Source organism: Bacillus altaicus (assembly GCF_042136375.2).
Lineage (GTDB): Bacteria > Bacillota > Bacilli > Bacillales > Bacillaceae_G > Bacillus_A > Bacillus_A cereus_U.
Map to the genome: position 1 here is coordinate 2,806,479 of NZ_CM143394.1, position 14,565 is coordinate 2,821,043.

Below are 14,565 nucleotides of genomic sequence, written 5' to 3' on the forward strand. Positions count from 1 at the left end.
ATGAACTAGCTAACACGCAAGTATAAGGAAAAAGCCTTTAAAAATAAAAATAAGCATATGCCCTTATGTCACAGATATAAACCTATTCTATAATATATAAGGAACATGGCTTTACTCCAAACAGCACTTATTTTTTGGCCATCTATTTTATTATTAATTACTAGTTTTATCGTCATAAGTTATGCAAGAACAGGGCATGTATCAATGCCGGGATTAATTGGTTTTTCATGTTTTGTTACATATGGTAGATTTGTATTGATTAGTCTATTGAAATGATGCAATAAAAATATGTAAATATTATAAGAATTGAAAGGATGAAATATATATGAAACGTATAGAGAACGGTACACGCACTGAAGGAGAATACATTAAAAATAAATTAATTCAATATAACATGTCTGCGCTGTCAGATGAAGTAAAACAGCCAATGGAACAAGTAAGTTTCGTAGTGAAAGATGAGGAAGGGAAAATCTTTGGTGGGGTAACAGGAATGATGTATTTTTATCATCTACACATCGATTTTTTATGGGTTGATGAATCAGTTCGCCATGATGGTTATGGTAGTCAATTGTTACATACAATAGAAGAAATTGCGAAGGAAAAAGGATGTAGACTCATTTTACTAGATTCATTTAGTTTCCAAGCACCAGAATTTTATAAAAAGCACGGATACCGAGAATATGGTGTTGTTGAAAATCATCCTAAAGGGCATAGTCAACACTTTTTAGAAAAGAGATTATAATAATATTATGTATACTAGTTGATGGGAGAAAAAAATGTACACGTATAAATTACAACATGAACAACCAATCTGTGTAGAAAAAATAAAGAAACTTTACGATTCTGTTGGCTGGTGGCCAGAAAGAAAAGTAATTGATATTGAAAAAATGTTAAAGAATAGTATAGCAATTGGAGTATGGGAAGAAAACGAATTAATTGGATTTGCTAGAGTTGTTACTGACGGTGTTTTTCGGGCGTATATTGAAGATGTTGTCGTACATGAAAGTGTAAGAAATAAAGGTATTGGTGAGAAGATGCTAACAATGTTACTGAAAGAGATATCTCATATTGATATTGTTAGTCTATTTTGCGGAGAGAAACTAATAAAGTTTTATGGTGAACAGCAGTTTCAAGCGACGAAGCAAATTGTGATGCATCGTAATCAAATAGTGAAAGAATAAGAGGTGCCAATTAGAATGAATGCAACAAGAGCATATTGTTTATCGAAAAGAAAAGCGACAGCAGATTCTCCAGATGGCTGGAGTGCAACATGTATGAGGATCAATAATAAAATATTTGCGATAGTGAATCATGAAGAAGGTGAAAAAGCTGCGATTACATTAAAATGTGATCCAGAACTTGCCTTGCGAATAAGAGAAGATTATCCGGAAACAATTATTCCTGGATATCATATGAATAAAAAACATTGGAATACAGTTTATATACATAAGGGTGTAGAACAAGAACAAATTAATAAAATGATTGATTGGTCGTATGATTTAGTACTACAATCATTTTCAAAGAAAAAGCAGCAAGAGTTATTGGATTAAATACAAAGTGAAGTCGACCATAAATAGCTAGTAAAATGATTATATTTTACTAGCTATTTGCAGTTTTAGATTATATATTAGGAGATTTTGAAATGAATACGAAACGAAACAGATTACTATATGCACTGTTTACTATAGTTGTTGTTATTTTAGGTCTTAGTTCCAGAAAGTTTGCTTTTGTATTGCCAGATCTATTAAATGACTACTTAGGTGATGCATTATGGGCATTAATGATTTTCACTGGATTTGGATTTTTGTTTCCTAAAATAGAAACGAGGAAATTAGCTTTTATTAGTTTGATATTTTGCTACGGGATTGAAATTAGCCAATTGTACCATGAGACTTGGATAGATAGCATTCGCGCAACGACTTTAGGTGGACTCGTATTAGGGTACGGATTTTTATGGAGTGATTTAGTGGCTTACACAATTGGTGTTGGAGTAGGAATGCTTGGTGAGTTTATGCTACGGAAGAAATAAGTGAATTTTAAAAGGGGTATTTGTATATGGAGGATATATTAGAAATTGCAAAGTTTTGGTTTCAATATAAAGATGTTGCAGCTACTGAAATTCAACCAAACGTAACGAAAATTCATTGTAATAATAAAGTGTATATTTTAAAGGGAAAGGGATCGATGAAGCAGCTTCTAAATGAATTAAATGTATTAGAACAGCTTGATGAGAAAGGTATTAAAGTACAAAAATTAGTAAAAACGAGAAATGATGAAAGGTACGTATTTTATAAAGAGAAGTATTATTGTTTGTACGAATATGTTACTGGAAGTGTGCTAGAAATAAAAGATACAGAAAAGCTGATAAAGCTAGGGAGCACTATTGGAGATGAAATAGCGAATCTACATCAAGCACTAGATTCAGTGAACAGTACAAGCGGGTTAATAAAAAGAGATTTGTATAAAGTAGTATACAGATGGGCTTTACCAATTTTAGAAAAGAATGAGCATGTTCATCGGAATGTAATTCAAAAAATGGGTCAAATACATACAGCTTTCAAGGAAACGGTTCACTCATTACCAAAACAAATTATTCATCGCGATATGCACTTATCGAATGTAATCTTTAAAGGGAATGAATTTCAAGGGTTTATAGATTTTGAACTTTTAGAAGAAAACGTTAGAGTATTCGATTTATGCTATTGTTGTACGAGCATTTTGAGTGAGTTATATACTGATGAAATATTAAGAGGGGAATGGCTACGTATAGTTGGAAAGATCTTTGAAGGATATAATAAGCAAAATCCTTTAACAAGAGAGGAAATACAGTCTATATGGTATGTTATGCTTTCTATACAAATTATTTTTATTACTTATTTTGTTCAGTTAAAAGATTTACTAAAGTTAAATGAAGAGATGTTTTTATGGATTTTTGCTAATAAAGAAGCTATTGAAGAATCTATAGAAAGAGTCATACTAATATGAAAAAAATAATATTGATTGGTTCTGGTGGTTCAGGAAAATCTACATTAGCAAAGCAGTTAGGAAATAAACTAAAAATACAGGTGTATCATCTTGATGCGTTATTTTGGAAACCGAATTGGGTAGGGGTTCCGAGAGAGGAACAAATAACAGTTCAAAATAACTTAATTCAAGATGAGAAGTGGATTATTGATGGGAATTATGGCGGGACAATGGATATAAGACTGAATGCAGCTGACACAATTATCTTTCTTGATATTCATAGAACGATATGTGTTTATCGTGCTTTTAAAAGAATTGTGCAATATCGGAATAAAACAAGACCGGATATGGGCACTGGATGTGAAGAAAGGTTTGACTTGCAATTTTTTAAATGGATATGGGAATATCCTAAGACGAAAAGACCTGCAATTGTAAAAAGACTCGATCAATTAAATAAGGATAAAAGAGTTATTATTTTAAAAACACCAAGTGAGGTTCAACGATTCTTAAAGGAAGTACGGTAAGTATAAATTGGTGCATTAAAAGAATTAAATTATGTTCCATTTTGAATGGAGGGGTAATATTGAATGAAATCATTCGCTCGACTGATTCTTATATGGTAAAAGTTCCAACAGGAGAGGTAGTATTAAGAGATGATCGAATAAAAAAAGAATGGAAAATTCAAGTTAAACCGTTTCTTCTTGCGAAATATGCTGTAACGATGGAATTATATGATGCTATTACGAATAATACACCAAATATATTCAAAGATAATAATAAACCAGTTGTAAGTATCTCATGGAATGATGCGATTGTGTTTTGTAATTTAATTTCAAAAAAAGCGGGATTAAAAGAGTATTATTCTATTAGTGATAGCGGTCAAATTGTTAGTTGTAATTTAGATTCAAATGGCTACCGATTACCTTCTGAAGCAGAGTGGCAATATGCGTGTAAGGCAGGAACTACTGGATACATATATGGAGAGCTTAAAGAGATTGCTTGGTATAATGAAAATTCAGATGGACATATTCATGAGGTCGGTAAAAAAGAACCGAATGCATGGGGATTATATGATATGTTAGGGAACGTTTGGGAATGGTGTTATGATTTGTATGATGAAAAGGTGTATGGATCGTACCGAATTTTCCGGGGTGGTAGCTGGGCTGAAGGAGCGAGAGGATGCGGTGCTACTTGTCGCCGCCGTAGCCATCCTACATTTCATATAGATGATCTTGGATTTAGGCTCGCTAGGTCCATTTAGAAGGAGAATAAAAGATAGGAGTACGGGAAGTGTCTGTACTCCTAATGACAACATAGAAATCATTTAACTTAAGGAGTGTTTAAAGTGGCACGTATTTTATTCATTAATGCTGGATCAGAAGGTCATATTAATCCAACCATTAAAGTTGTAGAAGAACTTATTTCGCGCGGGGAAGAGGTAGTTTATTTTTCAATAGAAGCTTACAAGGAGCGTATTGAAAAAACAGGGGCTACTGTACGAACAATTGACGACCAAAAGTTTATAAAAGCTTTTCTTTCCGGTGGTCGAAATTATTTACCAGAAAGAATAAATGGTCTTTTACATACAGCAGATGTTATTATACCGAGTGTTCTTGAACAAATTGAAGGAGAACATTTTGATTACATCATTCACGATTCTATGTTTGGCTGTGGACATCTAATTGCTCAAATTCTTAAGCTGCCAGCAATTAATTCATGTACATCTTTTGCGCAGGATGAAAAATCATTCACAATAATGTTAGAACATCTTTCGAAAAATATCCGAGATGAATCTATTGAAAAAATTAAAAATGATTATCAAAACTTAACAATAGGAATTAAAGAAAAATATGGTGTTGAAATTAAATCACCTTATGAAGTTTTCTGTAATCCTGCACCACTTACAATTGTTTATACAACGAGGGAGTTCCAACCTTTTGGAGACACTTTTGATGAATCATATAAATTTGTAGGACCATCTATTTCTACACAATTAAGAAAAGAAAACTTCGATTTTACTACAATCGAAGGGAAAAGTCTCATTTATATTTCACTAGGTACGGTTTTTAACGAGTCCATTACTTTCTATAAACTTTGTTTTAAAGCGTTTGAGAATACCAATTATACTATTGTTATGTCTATCGGTGAAAAGACTAAAATAAGTGATTTAGGTGATATTCCTAAAAACTTCATTGTGAAAAACTATGTACCACAAACTGAACTTCTTACATATACGAAACTATTTATTACACACGGCGGGATGAACAGTACGCATGAAGGACTTTATAATGGAGTGCCACTAATTGTAATTCCGCAAAGTGAGGATCAGCCAGTAATCGCAAAGCAAGTGGAGAATCTTGGGGCAGGAATTAAGTTACATATGAAAGAATTAACTGAGGATCAACTACGTGAAAGTGTAGATCTATTATTAAATAACTCTTCATTCAAAGAAACCGCTTTGAATATGAAGGAGTCTTTCCGAAAATCAGGTGGGTATGAGAAAGCTGTTGATGAGATTTTTAAAAATAAAAGTCAATACAACATCTAATTAAAAACCTAGTTGTATAAAAAAGCGTCTATATTACATGATATAGGCTTTTTTTGTTAGTATACATATTAACAGTTTCGTGTCATATAAAGTGGGGAATTCCACCCATCCTTAAGTTGATGGGTGGGTGGTGCTATCCATTTATATTACCCCTTTTTAAAAACATAAAACGAATGTCCCTAATATTAATATATGAAGTTAATTTTTTGTGTTTGTTCCATATTTCGCTTTATAATGATAAAATGGTATTTTGTGGTTATTTAAATCGTATCACCCTATTAAAAAGTTATTTAAATTAATCGATATAAAGGAGTAATTAGAATATGGAAGAGAAAAATAATTTTTCAATTAAGAAAATGTGGAAGATAACTAACCCTTCTAAAATTCATTTTATCTCAGGATTAGTATTATCTATTGTTTCAAGTGCAATTTCATTGATAATACCTTTATTAATAAAAGATATAATGGATGAACTTTCAAAAGGCATATCTTTTAGTTTAATAAGTCAAATTTCTATTTTGTTAATTTTGGAAATAATTTTTTCAGCTTTTTCTCTTTATTTATTATCTAAAGTTGGGGAAGAAATAGTGAAAAACTTGCGTGACAAACTCTGGGATAAGTTATTAAAATTACCTGTAAAATATTACAATGATAATAAATCTGGTGAAATGGTAAGTAGAATAACTAGTGATACAACAGCAATAGTAAATATTATTTCATCTGAAATTGTTGATTTAATCACTAGTTGTATAACATTAGTACTCTCTTTAATTATATTATTTACTTTAGATATTCCAATGACATTGGTTTTGATTTTAGTAGTACCGATAACTCTTTTTGTTGTAATTCCTTTGGGAGAGAAGGTATATGATCTTTCTTTTCAAGAACAAAATAAAATGTCTCAGTTGACAGCTTATTTATCACAGACTCTTTCTGAAATTAAGCTTGTAAAATCTTATAATACTGAATTGAAAGAAGCGGAAAATGGAAAAAAACATTTCGATTTTCTTTATATGAATGGAATAAAGAGGGCTAAAATTAATTCTATATTAACTCCAGTTTTAGGGACATTTACTACTATTGTTTTAATTGGTGTAATAGGTTTTGGTGCCTGGAGGGTAGATCAAGGTCTAATTAGTTCTGGTGAGTTAGTAGCATTTTTATTGTATTTGTTTCAAATTATGTCTCCTTTTATACAAATGAATCATTTTTTAACGAGTTTTCAAGAAGCAAAAGGATCTATGAAAAGATTATTTGAAATTTTAGAAGAAGAAGAGGAAGTTCAAGTTGTTACTAAAATAGGTATTGGATCTCCAACACAATTAGAGTTTAAAAATGTTTCTTTTAAATATGATGAAAAAGAGAATGTTATTGAAGACATTTCTTTTAAAATTAAAAAAGGAACGTTAACAGCACTAGTTGGACCAAGTGGTTCTGGAAAAAGTACGGTATTTTCGTTAATAGAAAGATTTTATGATCCAACTAACGGAGATATTTTATTAGATGATGTATCTTATAAAAATATACATGTAGAAGAATGGAGACAGAAATTCAGTTATGTTTCGCAAGATACTCCAATTTTTTCAGGTACAATTAGAGATAACATTTTATATGGACAAAATGAAAAGGTTACAGATGATAAATTGATAGAAATTGCAACATTTGCAAATGCACATGAATTTATTGGCGGTTTATCGGATGGTTATAATACGCAAGTAGGAGAAAGAGGTAATCAACTTTCAGGTGGACAAAAACAACGTATTGCATTAGCTAGAGCCTTAATGCGTGGTACAGATTTTCTATTATTAGATGAGGCTACAGCAAATCTCGATTCTGATTCAGAAAAACAAGTACAAAAGGCAATAAATACATTAATTCATAAACAAACAACTTTTGTAATAGCACATAGGTTGTCTACCATTATAAATGCTGATCAAATTATTGTATTAGAAGGTGGTAGAATTACAGGTTTTGGAACTCATGATGAGTTATTAAGTAATCATGAGTATTATCAAAGAGCTATTAAACAACAATTTGAAAGACAATAATTTAAAAATTGATGCAAATTTAATAGGGAAATTAAAAATCCATTACAGTGAAGAATATGATAAGTTTCATGAAACAAACGAATAGGACACAAAAGGGTATTATATGAACCTGCAGTATGGGTTCATATAATACCCTTTTTATCCCGCTATTTGCGGGCAGTAAGACTCCAACTTCAAAAATCGGCTGTTAAAGCGGAGATCAACTGCCCGTAAAACCCCCGCTGATTAAAGTTTCACTTTATTACGCTAATACTTTCGTCATAAGAACGTGCGGAATTCCATCTTCCATAAATACATCAGAAGAAGTTTGATAGCCTAATTTTTCATAAAATCCTTCAGCTTGTGTTTGACCGTGTAGTTTCACTTTATTTGCTTCTTTGTTACGAGCAATCTCTTCTAGTGCCTGGATTATTACTTTTCCTAATCCGTATTTGCGATAGTCTTTTAAAATACAAATTCGTTCTAGTTTACCCATTCCGTCAATGAATCGTATACGGCCAGTTCCTACAGGAAGTTCATTATAATAAACTAATATATGTTTGCATGTCTCGCCAATTTGGTCATATGTATCGAATTCATCCTCAAGAGGGACACCTTGCTCTTTTACGAATACTTCTTTTCGAATGTAAAAGGCAGTTTCTAAATCAGTAAGTTCTGTTATGAGTTTGGATTGCAATTTGTTCAGCCCTTTCCAGTGTGATATGAATGTGTTTTCATAGTATATCATACTGTAATGTTATACTATGAAAAATAAAAAACTGACTTGCAAAAGTCAGCCTTTAAAATGGTTAATATTCTTTTATCCCGTTTTTTGTTCCGATGATCGCTTTGTTCGTCATATTGATAAATAATCCTGTTTCAACTACACCGGTAATCATCTTTAACTCTGTATGTGTGTCATTTGGATTCAGTATTTTGTTTGGAAAAATACAATCAATAATTAAATTGTCGTTATCAGTTATAAATGGTCCGCCATCTTTCATACGTAAACGTGTTTCACATCCTAAAGATTGAACTCTCTTTTCAGTTTGCTTCCAAGAGAAGGGGATGATTTCAATAGGAAGTGGAAAGGAACCTAAGTGTGAAACGAGTTTGGATTCATCTGCAATAATAATAAGTTCTTTAGAGGAGGTGGCAACAATTTTTTCGCGAAGTAATGCACCACCGCCACCTTTTATTAATTGTAAATCATTATTGATTTCATCTGCTCCATCGATTGTGAGATCGAGTATATCGGCTTCATTTAAAGAGATTAACGGAATAGATAGTTGCTTTGCTAATACTTCAGTTTCTTTTGATGTCGGTACAGCTTGAATAGATAACCCTTCTTTTACATGTTGACCTAACTTTTGTATTGTCCAATATACAGTTGAACCCGTACCAAGTCCAACCTTCATACCATCTTTTACAAAGCCAGCAGCATATTCACCGGCTAGCTGTTTTAAATTCATCATTTTACTCCGCCGGACGTGGTCCAGCATCTAAACCGGAATTTTCAACTGTAAGTATAGGGCGAACAGTAATATCTTTATGTACACGCATTTGGCACGATAATCGTAAGTGGTCTTCAATTCCTTTTTCCGTAATAGCTTGTTTTTCATCATTTGTAGCCTCACAAAAATCACCTGCAATGACTTCAACTCGGCAAGTTGTACATCTTGCTTTGCCACCGCAACGATGAAGAATGTGTACACCGTTATCTTCAAGTGCTAATACTAATTTCGTTCCTTCCTCAACATCAAAAGTTCCGGTACCTTCAACTGTTAATTTTGGCAAATTGATTCCTCCTCATGTAAAATGCTATATAACATATTTATGACCCGTATTCATGAACATAAACATAAAATTTATTATAAGCCCCGTAACTTTTTTATTTGTTCAATCGTTTAATAAGTAAGCGCTGAAAAGGAGTGGTTATTTTGTGCACAAAAGTAACTCAGGTTTTAAAGAATCATATCGATATGAATCGTTCAAATATAAATTTATTAATTGAACATTATGCGGAGTTAAAAAGGTACTGTACATTTTTAACGAAAAATAAATGGGATGGGGAAGATCTCACCCAAGAAACAGTATGTAAAGTTCTTCAAAAATATAGTGAAAAAGATATTTGTATGACGCTACTATATAAAATAGCAAGAAACCGGTGGCTAGACCAAATGAAGTCAAAATCAGTTCAAGAGAAAATAGAGGAACAAATTACATTTGAAGAACCACATGAAAAAATTGCAGATTTGCATGAAATGGTAGGGAAAGTATTATCTTCGTTAAATGTGCAACAATCCGTAATTTTATTATTAAAGGATGTTTTTCAATATAGTATCGCGGATATTGCTAAAGTATGTTCGGTATCAGAAGGTGCAGTGAAAGCATCGTTATTTAGGAGTAGAAATAGGCTGAAAACGGTAAATGAAGAAGGGATTGAAATAGTGGAGTACACGGATGATGTTGAAATCGTTGTAACTTCTATTCGTGAAGAAAGACCTGAATTGTTGACGAAACTTCTCCCAACAATAGATTTCACTAAGTTACCATCAATACAACCGGTGTTATTCTTCAGTATGAAAAAACCTTCTTCTTACAGTTGTATGCTTAGTGCGGCATAAAATAGATGGAGGGATTTAATATGAATGCAATTCCTTACGTAGTAGAACAAACGAAATTAGGAGAACGCTCCTATGATATATATTCAAGATTATTAAAAGACCGAATTATTATGATTGGTTCAGAAATTAACGATCAAGTTGCAAGCAGTGTAGTAGCACAATTATTATTTTTAGAAGCGGAAGATGCAGAAAAAGATATATTCCTGTATATCAATAGTCCGGGCGGTTCAACGACAGCGGGATTTGCAATATTAGATACGATGAACCTTATTAAACCAGATGTGCAAACACTTTGTATGGGCTTTGCGGCATCATTTGGTGCGCTTTTACTATTAGCTGGCGCAAAGGGAAAAAGATTTGCGCTCCCTAACAGTGAAATCATGATTCATCAACCGCTCGGTGGTGTAAAAGGGCAAGCAACGGAGATTGAAATTACAGCAAAAAGAATATTAAAGTTAAAACATGATATTAACAAAATCATATCTGATCGAACAGGGCAACCAGTAGAAAAGGTAGCTCATGATACAGAAAGAGATTATTTTATGACTGCAGAAGAAGCGAAGGAATATGGGATTGTAGATGATGTTGTTACGAAAAAATAACATAAAGTAGGCTAGAGATTATATTTTATTCTCTAGCCTACTTTTTTAATCTTTTATCCATTCATCGACTAACGATTGATTCTTTTTTATCCATTTTCGAGCAGCTTCTTCTGGATCTTTCGTTTTATTTAACATGACCATTAACGTACCAAGCTGTTCATCATTCATTTTCCATTGATCAAAGTATTTCACAATATCCGGATGATCTTTTTCAAAACCTTTGCGAACTGAGTAATAAATGTCATCTTTTTCACCATATACTTTCTTAGGGTCTTTTAAATATTTTAAGTCAAATTCTGAAAAGCCCCAATGCGGATTCCAAAGCGTAACAGCGATTGGTTTCTTTTTCGTATATGCCTTCTTTAGTTCGCTCATCATCGCAGCTTCTGAAGATTGGACAAGTTTGAGTTTTATATCATATTCTTTCATTGCTTTATTCGTTAAATTCATAAGGCTACTGCCAGGTTCAATCCCGACGATTTTATTATCTAGCTCATCTTTATGAGCGTTTAAATCTTCGATGCTGTTTATGTTTTTCACATAAGAAGGGACGACTAAACCAAGTCCAGTGCCTTCATACCATTTTGATTTTAAGACAATGTCATCTTTATAACGATCATTTAATGGTTGATCAGTAACTGGAAGCCATACTTCTAAATTTGCATCGACATCACCACGTGCGACTCCAGTCCAAATCGCAGCTTTTTCTAAATACATGAGCTCAACTTTGTAGCCTTTTTCTTCTAATAAAACTTTCCACATGTTTGCAGTTGCAATATTTTCTTTCCAACTTGTTACACCTATTTTAATTTTCCCTTTCGAATTTGCATTTGTTGCATTACATGAAGTGAAAATCATAGTAATAAATAATGCAAGGCATATAAGCCATATTTTCTTTTTCATCGAAACCCTCCTAAGAAACGTTTGCCTTTTTAAATAAATGTATAAGTAAGCATTCTTATTATGAACGGAAACGAGAATTTTAAAGAAAGCTTATGAATGTCATTTTTATGTAATATTTCTTTGCAAAATCGCAACACTATGTAAATAGATGGGCAGAAAAGGAGTAGTGACATGGATAATACAAAGGTACGTGTTGAAAATGTAACAAAAGTATTTGGGAAACATCCGCAACGAGCGCTTACCTTATTAAAAGAAGGAAAAAGCAAATCCGAAATTTTAAAGGAGACAGGAATGAACGTTGGTGTGAAAAAGGCAACGTTTGAAGTATACACTGGAGAAATTTTCGTTATTATGGGTTTATCTGGTAGTGGGAAATCTACATTGGTTCGAATGCTAAATCAATTAATTAAACCGACAGCGGGGCATATATACATAGATGGTGAAGATATCGCAACGATGGGAAAAGAAGAGTTGCGAAGAGTAAGAAGAACGAAGATGAGCATGGTGTTTCAAAAGTTCGCTTTATTTCCGCACCGTACAGTGATACAAAACGTTGCGTACGGGTTAGAAATTCAAGGAGTTCCAGTAGAGGAAAGAGAAAATAAGGCGTTAGAATCGCTACAGTTAGTAGGGCTAGATCATCATAAAGATAATTACCCAAGTCAACTTAGTGGTGGTATGCAGCAGCGTGTTGGAATCGCAAGGGCACTAACGAATAATCCAGATGTATTACTAATGGACGAGTCATTTAGTGCATTAGATCCACTAATTCGAAAAGAAATGCAAGATGAATTGTTAGAGTTACAAGATAAAATGGAAAAAACAATTATATTTATTACACACGATTTAGATGAAGCGCTTCGCATTGGAGATCGTATCGCATTAATGAAAGATGGAGAAATCGTTCAAATTGGAACGCCGGAAGAAATTATGATGAGTCCTGCCAATGAATTTGTAGAGAAATTCGTGGCGGACGTGAATTTAGGAAAAGTAATTACGGCGGAATCTATATTAAAACGACCGGAGACTTTATTAATTGATCGTGGACCACGTGTAGCACTTCAAATTATGAGGAATGCAGGTGTTTCTACCGTATATGTTGTAAACAAAAAGTATGAGTTTTTAGGTATATTAACTGCGGATGATGCAAGTAAAGCAGTACAAAAACAGTGGCCAATTGCTGATTTATTACTTAACGATATTCCGCACGTATATTTAGATACATTACTGGAAGAAACGTATGCAAAAATGGCGGAGATGAAATATCCATTACCCGTAATTGATGAAAAGAAAAGGTTAAGAGGAATTATTAAACGTGAAAGTGTCATTCAAGCTCTTGCAGGAAACATCGAGGAAGAGGTGAAAGACGATGAATAATATTCCGCGCATTCCGTTAGGTGAATGGGTCGATTCATTTGTTGCGAGTTTATATGAGAACTTTGAAGGCTTGTTCCGAGGATTTTCTTATATTATCGGTGGATTCGTTGATTTACTCACTAATTTTTTAATAATAATACCAGCTATATTGATGATTATTATCCTATGTTTCCTCATTTGGTACACAACGAGAAAATTATCTTTAGTCATTTTTACGCTCATCGGATTATTATTTATTTTAAATATTAACTACTGGGCACAAACGATGCAAACATTAGCACTCGTACTTACTTCCGTTATTATTTCAATCATTGTCGGAATTCCAATTGGTATATTAGCATCGCAAAATGAACGTTTCTCAAAATTTTTAAAACCGACATTAGATTTTATGCAAACAATGCCCGCATTCGTATATCTCATTCCCGCGATAACATTTTTTGGAGTAGGCGTCGTGCCAGGCATTATTGCTTCCGTTATTTTTGCTATGCCACCGACAATCAGATTTACAGACTTAGGAATTAGACAAGTTCCAGAAGATTTAATTGAGGCTGCGAATGCGTTTGGCTCTACCACATCACAAAAATTATTTAAAGTCCAATTACCACTCGCAACCGGAACGATCATGGCTGGAGTGAATCAAAGTATTATGCTTTCGTTATCGATGGTTGTAACAGCTTCACTTGTAGGAGCGCCAGGTCTCGGCGTTGATGTATATCGCTCTGTAACACAAGTAAATATCGGAATGGGATTTGAAGCGGGACTAGCTATCGTCGTGATTGCGATTATATTAGACCGAATTACGCAAGGGTTTCATACAAAAAGAAAATAATTCAAAAAACACACTTTATACAACAAAGTGTGTTTTTTTGAATTCGAATTACATCCGAACAATAACAGAACCTCCAGCTGGTGCACAAACTTGGTTTTGCTGTTGTTCCATTGATTTTATTAATTGATTATTTTCTTCGATTAATGAGATTAATTTAGCTAATTGGCTTTCAAGGCTTGCGATGCGCTGCATCATGTATTGCCAATCATAATGCAGTGTATTCCTTACTGGATGGGGGGAGTAAGCATATTGTTGATTTATATTTGGATTCCAATGAGGATACATTTGAATCGTTCCTCCTTCAATAAATTACTGATCTTTCTTATAGTAAATGCCTATGTATATGTAATGGTGACTTAAAAATTCTTTCAAACGAAGAGGATTATGTAGGGGGAATGGAAAAGTAATAAAGTACATTTTTTGGAAATTTTCAAGCGGAATAGTAAATATATTAGGAAACAGCAACGTTCATGTAAATAGATATTATATAGGGAGAAATGATGAGAGGAGATGCAATTTTGTCTAAACATAAAAAAAGAAATGATGCTATGACAATTGGTGTCGCTATAGGTGTTGTAATCGGTGTAATTCCTGGTGTATTTACTGATAATATAGCAATCGGAATAGCGATTGGGATTGCAGTTGGAATGGGGATTACGCTTTTGAAGAAATAATGAGTTGTAAATTA

The 14,565-nt window shown here is 33.1% G+C and carries 19 protein-coding genes; 14 read left to right on the forward strand and 5 right to left on the reverse strand.

What is annotated here, in order from left to right; genetic code table 11:
- Window positions 1–325: 325 nt before the first annotated feature.
- From ACE38F_RS14665 to ACE38F_RS14705, 9 genes are all read left to right on the forward strand, one after another.
- Entirely contained in the window at window positions 326–742 is a 417-nt protein-coding gene (locus tag ACE38F_RS14665; RefSeq protein ID WP_002110291.1) for a GNAT family N-acetyltransferase, read from the forward strand.
- Window positions 743–776: 34 nt separating this feature from the next.
- Window positions 777–1,181, forward strand: coding sequence for a GNAT family N-acetyltransferase (locus ACE38F_RS14670; protein ID WP_016105075.1), 405 nt, complete (start codon window positions 777–779; stop codon window positions 1,179–1,181).
- A 15-nt stretch (window positions 1,182–1,196) separates the two neighbouring features.
- On the forward strand, window positions 1,197–1,550 hold the full coding sequence (locus ACE38F_RS14675; protein ID WP_002161512.1) for an MmcQ/YjbR family DNA-binding protein: 354 nt from the start codon (window positions 1,197–1,199) through the stop codon (window positions 1,548–1,550).
- Between the two features lie 92 nt (window positions 1,551–1,642).
- Window positions 1,643–2,029, forward strand: a complete 387-nt coding sequence (locus ACE38F_RS14680; protein WP_078174699.1) for a ribosomal maturation YjgA family protein — start codon at window positions 1,643–1,645, stop codon at window positions 2,027–2,029.
- Between the two features lie 26 nt (window positions 2,030–2,055).
- Window positions 2,056–2,985: a phosphotransferase enzyme family protein gene (locus ACE38F_RS14685; RefSeq protein WP_375368954.1), complete on the forward strand. Its 930-nt coding sequence runs from the start codon at window positions 2,056–2,058 to the stop codon at window positions 2,983–2,985.
- Window positions 2,982–3,488 carry a DNA topology modulation protein gene (locus ACE38F_RS14690; RefSeq protein WP_375368955.1) on the forward strand — a complete coding sequence of 169 codons (507 nt, stop codon included), beginning with the start codon at window positions 2,982–2,984 and terminating at the stop codon, window positions 3,486–3,488. Before ACE38F_RS14685 ends, ACE38F_RS14690 begins: the two co-directional genes overlap by 4 nt.
- A gap of 92 nt (window positions 3,489–3,580) precedes the next feature.
- Window positions 3,581–4,225, forward strand: a complete 645-nt coding sequence (locus ACE38F_RS14695; RefSeq protein WP_375369344.1) for a formylglycine-generating enzyme family protein — start codon at window positions 3,581–3,583, stop codon at window positions 4,223–4,225.
- Between the two features lie 84 nt (window positions 4,226–4,309).
- Window positions 4,310–5,512, forward strand: coding sequence for a macrolide family glycosyltransferase (locus ACE38F_RS14700; RefSeq protein WP_375368957.1), 1,203 nt, complete (start codon window positions 4,310–4,312; stop codon window positions 5,510–5,512).
- A gap of 323 nt (window positions 5,513–5,835) precedes the next feature.
- Window positions 5,836–7,560, forward strand: a complete 1,725-nt coding sequence (locus tag ACE38F_RS14705) for an ABC transporter ATP-binding protein (RefSeq protein ID WP_016105070.1) — start codon at window positions 5,836–5,838, stop codon at window positions 7,558–7,560.
- Between the two features lie 241 nt (window positions 7,561–7,801).
- Here ACE38F_RS14705 and ACE38F_RS14710 read toward each other — a convergent pair whose 3' ends face one another.
- From ACE38F_RS14710 to ACE38F_RS14720, 3 genes are all read right to left on the reverse strand, one after another.
- Entirely contained in the window at window positions 7,802–8,236 is a 435-nt protein-coding gene (locus tag ACE38F_RS14710) for a GNAT family N-acetyltransferase (RefSeq protein ID WP_002200256.1), read from the reverse strand.
- A gap of 112 nt (window positions 8,237–8,348) precedes the next feature.
- Window positions 8,349–9,011 carry a ribose 5-phosphate isomerase A gene (gene rpiA, locus ACE38F_RS14715; protein WP_375368959.1) on the reverse strand — a complete coding sequence of 221 codons (663 nt, stop codon included), beginning with the start codon at window positions 9,009–9,011 and terminating at the stop codon, window positions 8,349–8,351.
- A 4-nt stretch (window positions 9,012–9,015) separates the two neighbouring features.
- Complete coding sequence (locus tag ACE38F_RS14720; protein ID WP_002110280.1) at window positions 9,016–9,336, reverse strand: 2Fe-2S iron-sulfur cluster-binding protein; 321 nt, start codon at window positions 9,334–9,336, stop codon at window positions 9,016–9,018.
- A gap of 143 nt (window positions 9,337–9,479) precedes the next feature.
- Between ACE38F_RS14720 and ACE38F_RS14725 the strand changes: the two genes are divergently transcribed.
- On the forward strand, window positions 9,480–10,166 hold the full coding sequence (locus ACE38F_RS14725) for an RNA polymerase subunit sigma-70 (RefSeq protein ID WP_375368960.1): 687 nt from the start codon (window positions 9,480–9,482) through the stop codon (window positions 10,164–10,166).
- A gap of 20 nt (window positions 10,167–10,186) precedes the next feature.
- Window positions 10,187–10,768: an ATP-dependent Clp endopeptidase proteolytic subunit ClpP gene (gene clpP / locus ACE38F_RS14730; RefSeq protein ID WP_002161520.1), complete on the forward strand. Its 582-nt coding sequence runs from the start codon at window positions 10,187–10,189 to the stop codon at window positions 10,766–10,768.
- Between the two features lie 45 nt (window positions 10,769–10,813).
- On the opposite strand, the gene ACE38F_RS14735 is transcribed toward clpP, so the two are convergent.
- Entirely contained in the window at window positions 10,814–11,671 is an 858-nt protein-coding gene (locus ACE38F_RS14735) for a glycine betaine ABC transporter substrate-binding protein (RefSeq protein WP_002110276.1), read from the reverse strand.
- 171 nt (window positions 11,672–11,842) lie between these two features.
- Between ACE38F_RS14735 and ACE38F_RS14740 the strand changes: the two genes are divergently transcribed.
- Both ACE38F_RS14740 and ACE38F_RS14745 read left to right on the forward strand, forming a co-directional pair.
- Window positions 11,843–13,048, forward strand: a complete 1,206-nt coding sequence (locus tag ACE38F_RS14740) for a quaternary amine ABC transporter ATP-binding protein (RefSeq protein ID WP_000370622.1) — start codon at window positions 11,843–11,845, stop codon at window positions 13,046–13,048.
- Window positions 13,041–13,877, forward strand: coding sequence for an ABC transporter permease (locus tag ACE38F_RS14745; protein ID WP_246907975.1), 837 nt, complete (start codon window positions 13,041–13,043; stop codon window positions 13,875–13,877). Before ACE38F_RS14740 ends, ACE38F_RS14745 begins: the two co-directional genes overlap by 8 nt.
- 48 nt (window positions 13,878–13,925) lie before the next feature.
- Here ACE38F_RS14745 and ACE38F_RS14750 read toward each other — a convergent pair whose 3' ends face one another.
- Complete coding sequence (locus ACE38F_RS14750) at window positions 13,926–14,162, reverse strand: hypothetical protein (protein ID WP_375368961.1); 237 nt, start codon at window positions 14,160–14,162, stop codon at window positions 13,926–13,928.
- 215 nt (window positions 14,163–14,377) lie between these two features.
- Here ACE38F_RS14750 and ACE38F_RS14755 point away from each other — a divergent pair, with 215 nt between their 5' ends.
- Window positions 14,378–14,551: a hypothetical protein gene (locus tag ACE38F_RS14755; RefSeq protein ID WP_016095574.1), complete on the forward strand. Its 174-nt coding sequence runs from the start codon at window positions 14,378–14,380 to the stop codon at window positions 14,549–14,551.
- Window positions 14,552–14,565: the final 14 nt, after the last annotated feature.

Bases quoted from the DNA above. Each gene is read 5' to 3' on its own strand.
- rpiA (WP_375368959.1), bottom strand. From the start codon at position 9,011: ATGAATTTAAAACAGCTAGCCGGTGAATATGCTGCTGGCTTTGTAAAA.
- ACE38F_RS14690 (WP_375368955.1), top strand. From the start codon at position 2,982: ATGAAAAAAATAATATTGATTGGTTCTGGTGGTTCAGGAAAATCTACA.
- ACE38F_RS14670 (WP_016105075.1), top strand. From the start codon at position 777: ATGTACACGTATAAATTACAACATGAACAACCAATCTGTGTAGAAAAA.
- ACE38F_RS14675 (WP_002161512.1), top strand. From the start codon at position 1,197: ATGAATGCAACAAGAGCATATTGTTTATCGAAAAGAAAAGCGACAGCA.
- ACE38F_RS14750 (WP_375368961.1), bottom strand. From the start codon at position 14,162: ATGTATCCTCATTGGAATCCAAATATAAATCAACAATATGCTTACTCC.
- ACE38F_RS14685 (WP_375368954.1), top strand. From the start codon at position 2,056: ATGGAGGATATATTAGAAATTGCAAAGTTTTGGTTTCAATATAAAGAT.
- ACE38F_RS14745 (WP_246907975.1), top strand. From the start codon at position 13,041: ATGAATAATATTCCGCGCATTCCGTTAGGTGAATGGGTCGATTCATTT.
- ACE38F_RS14680 (WP_078174699.1), top strand. From the start codon at position 1,643: ATGAATACGAAACGAAACAGATTACTATATGCACTGTTTACTATAGTT.
- ACE38F_RS14665 (WP_002110291.1), top strand. From the start codon at position 326: ATGAAACGTATAGAGAACGGTACACGCACTGAAGGAGAATACATTAAA.
- ACE38F_RS14755 (WP_016095574.1), top strand. From the start codon at position 14,378: ATGAGAGGAGATGCAATTTTGTCTAAACATAAAAAAAGAAATGATGCT.
- ACE38F_RS14735 (WP_002110276.1), bottom strand. From the start codon at position 11,671: ATGAAAAAGAAAATATGGCTTATATGCCTTGCATTATTTATTACTATG.
- ACE38F_RS14695 (WP_375369344.1), top strand. From the start codon at position 3,581: ATGGTAAAAGTTCCAACAGGAGAGGTAGTATTAAGAGATGATCGAATA.
- clpP (WP_002161520.1), top strand. From the start codon at position 10,187: ATGAATGCAATTCCTTACGTAGTAGAACAAACGAAATTAGGAGAACGC.
- ACE38F_RS14740 (WP_000370622.1), top strand. From the start codon at position 11,843: ATGGATAATACAAAGGTACGTGTTGAAAATGTAACAAAAGTATTTGGG.
- ACE38F_RS14705 (WP_016105070.1), top strand. From the start codon at position 5,836: ATGGAAGAGAAAAATAATTTTTCAATTAAGAAAATGTGGAAGATAACT.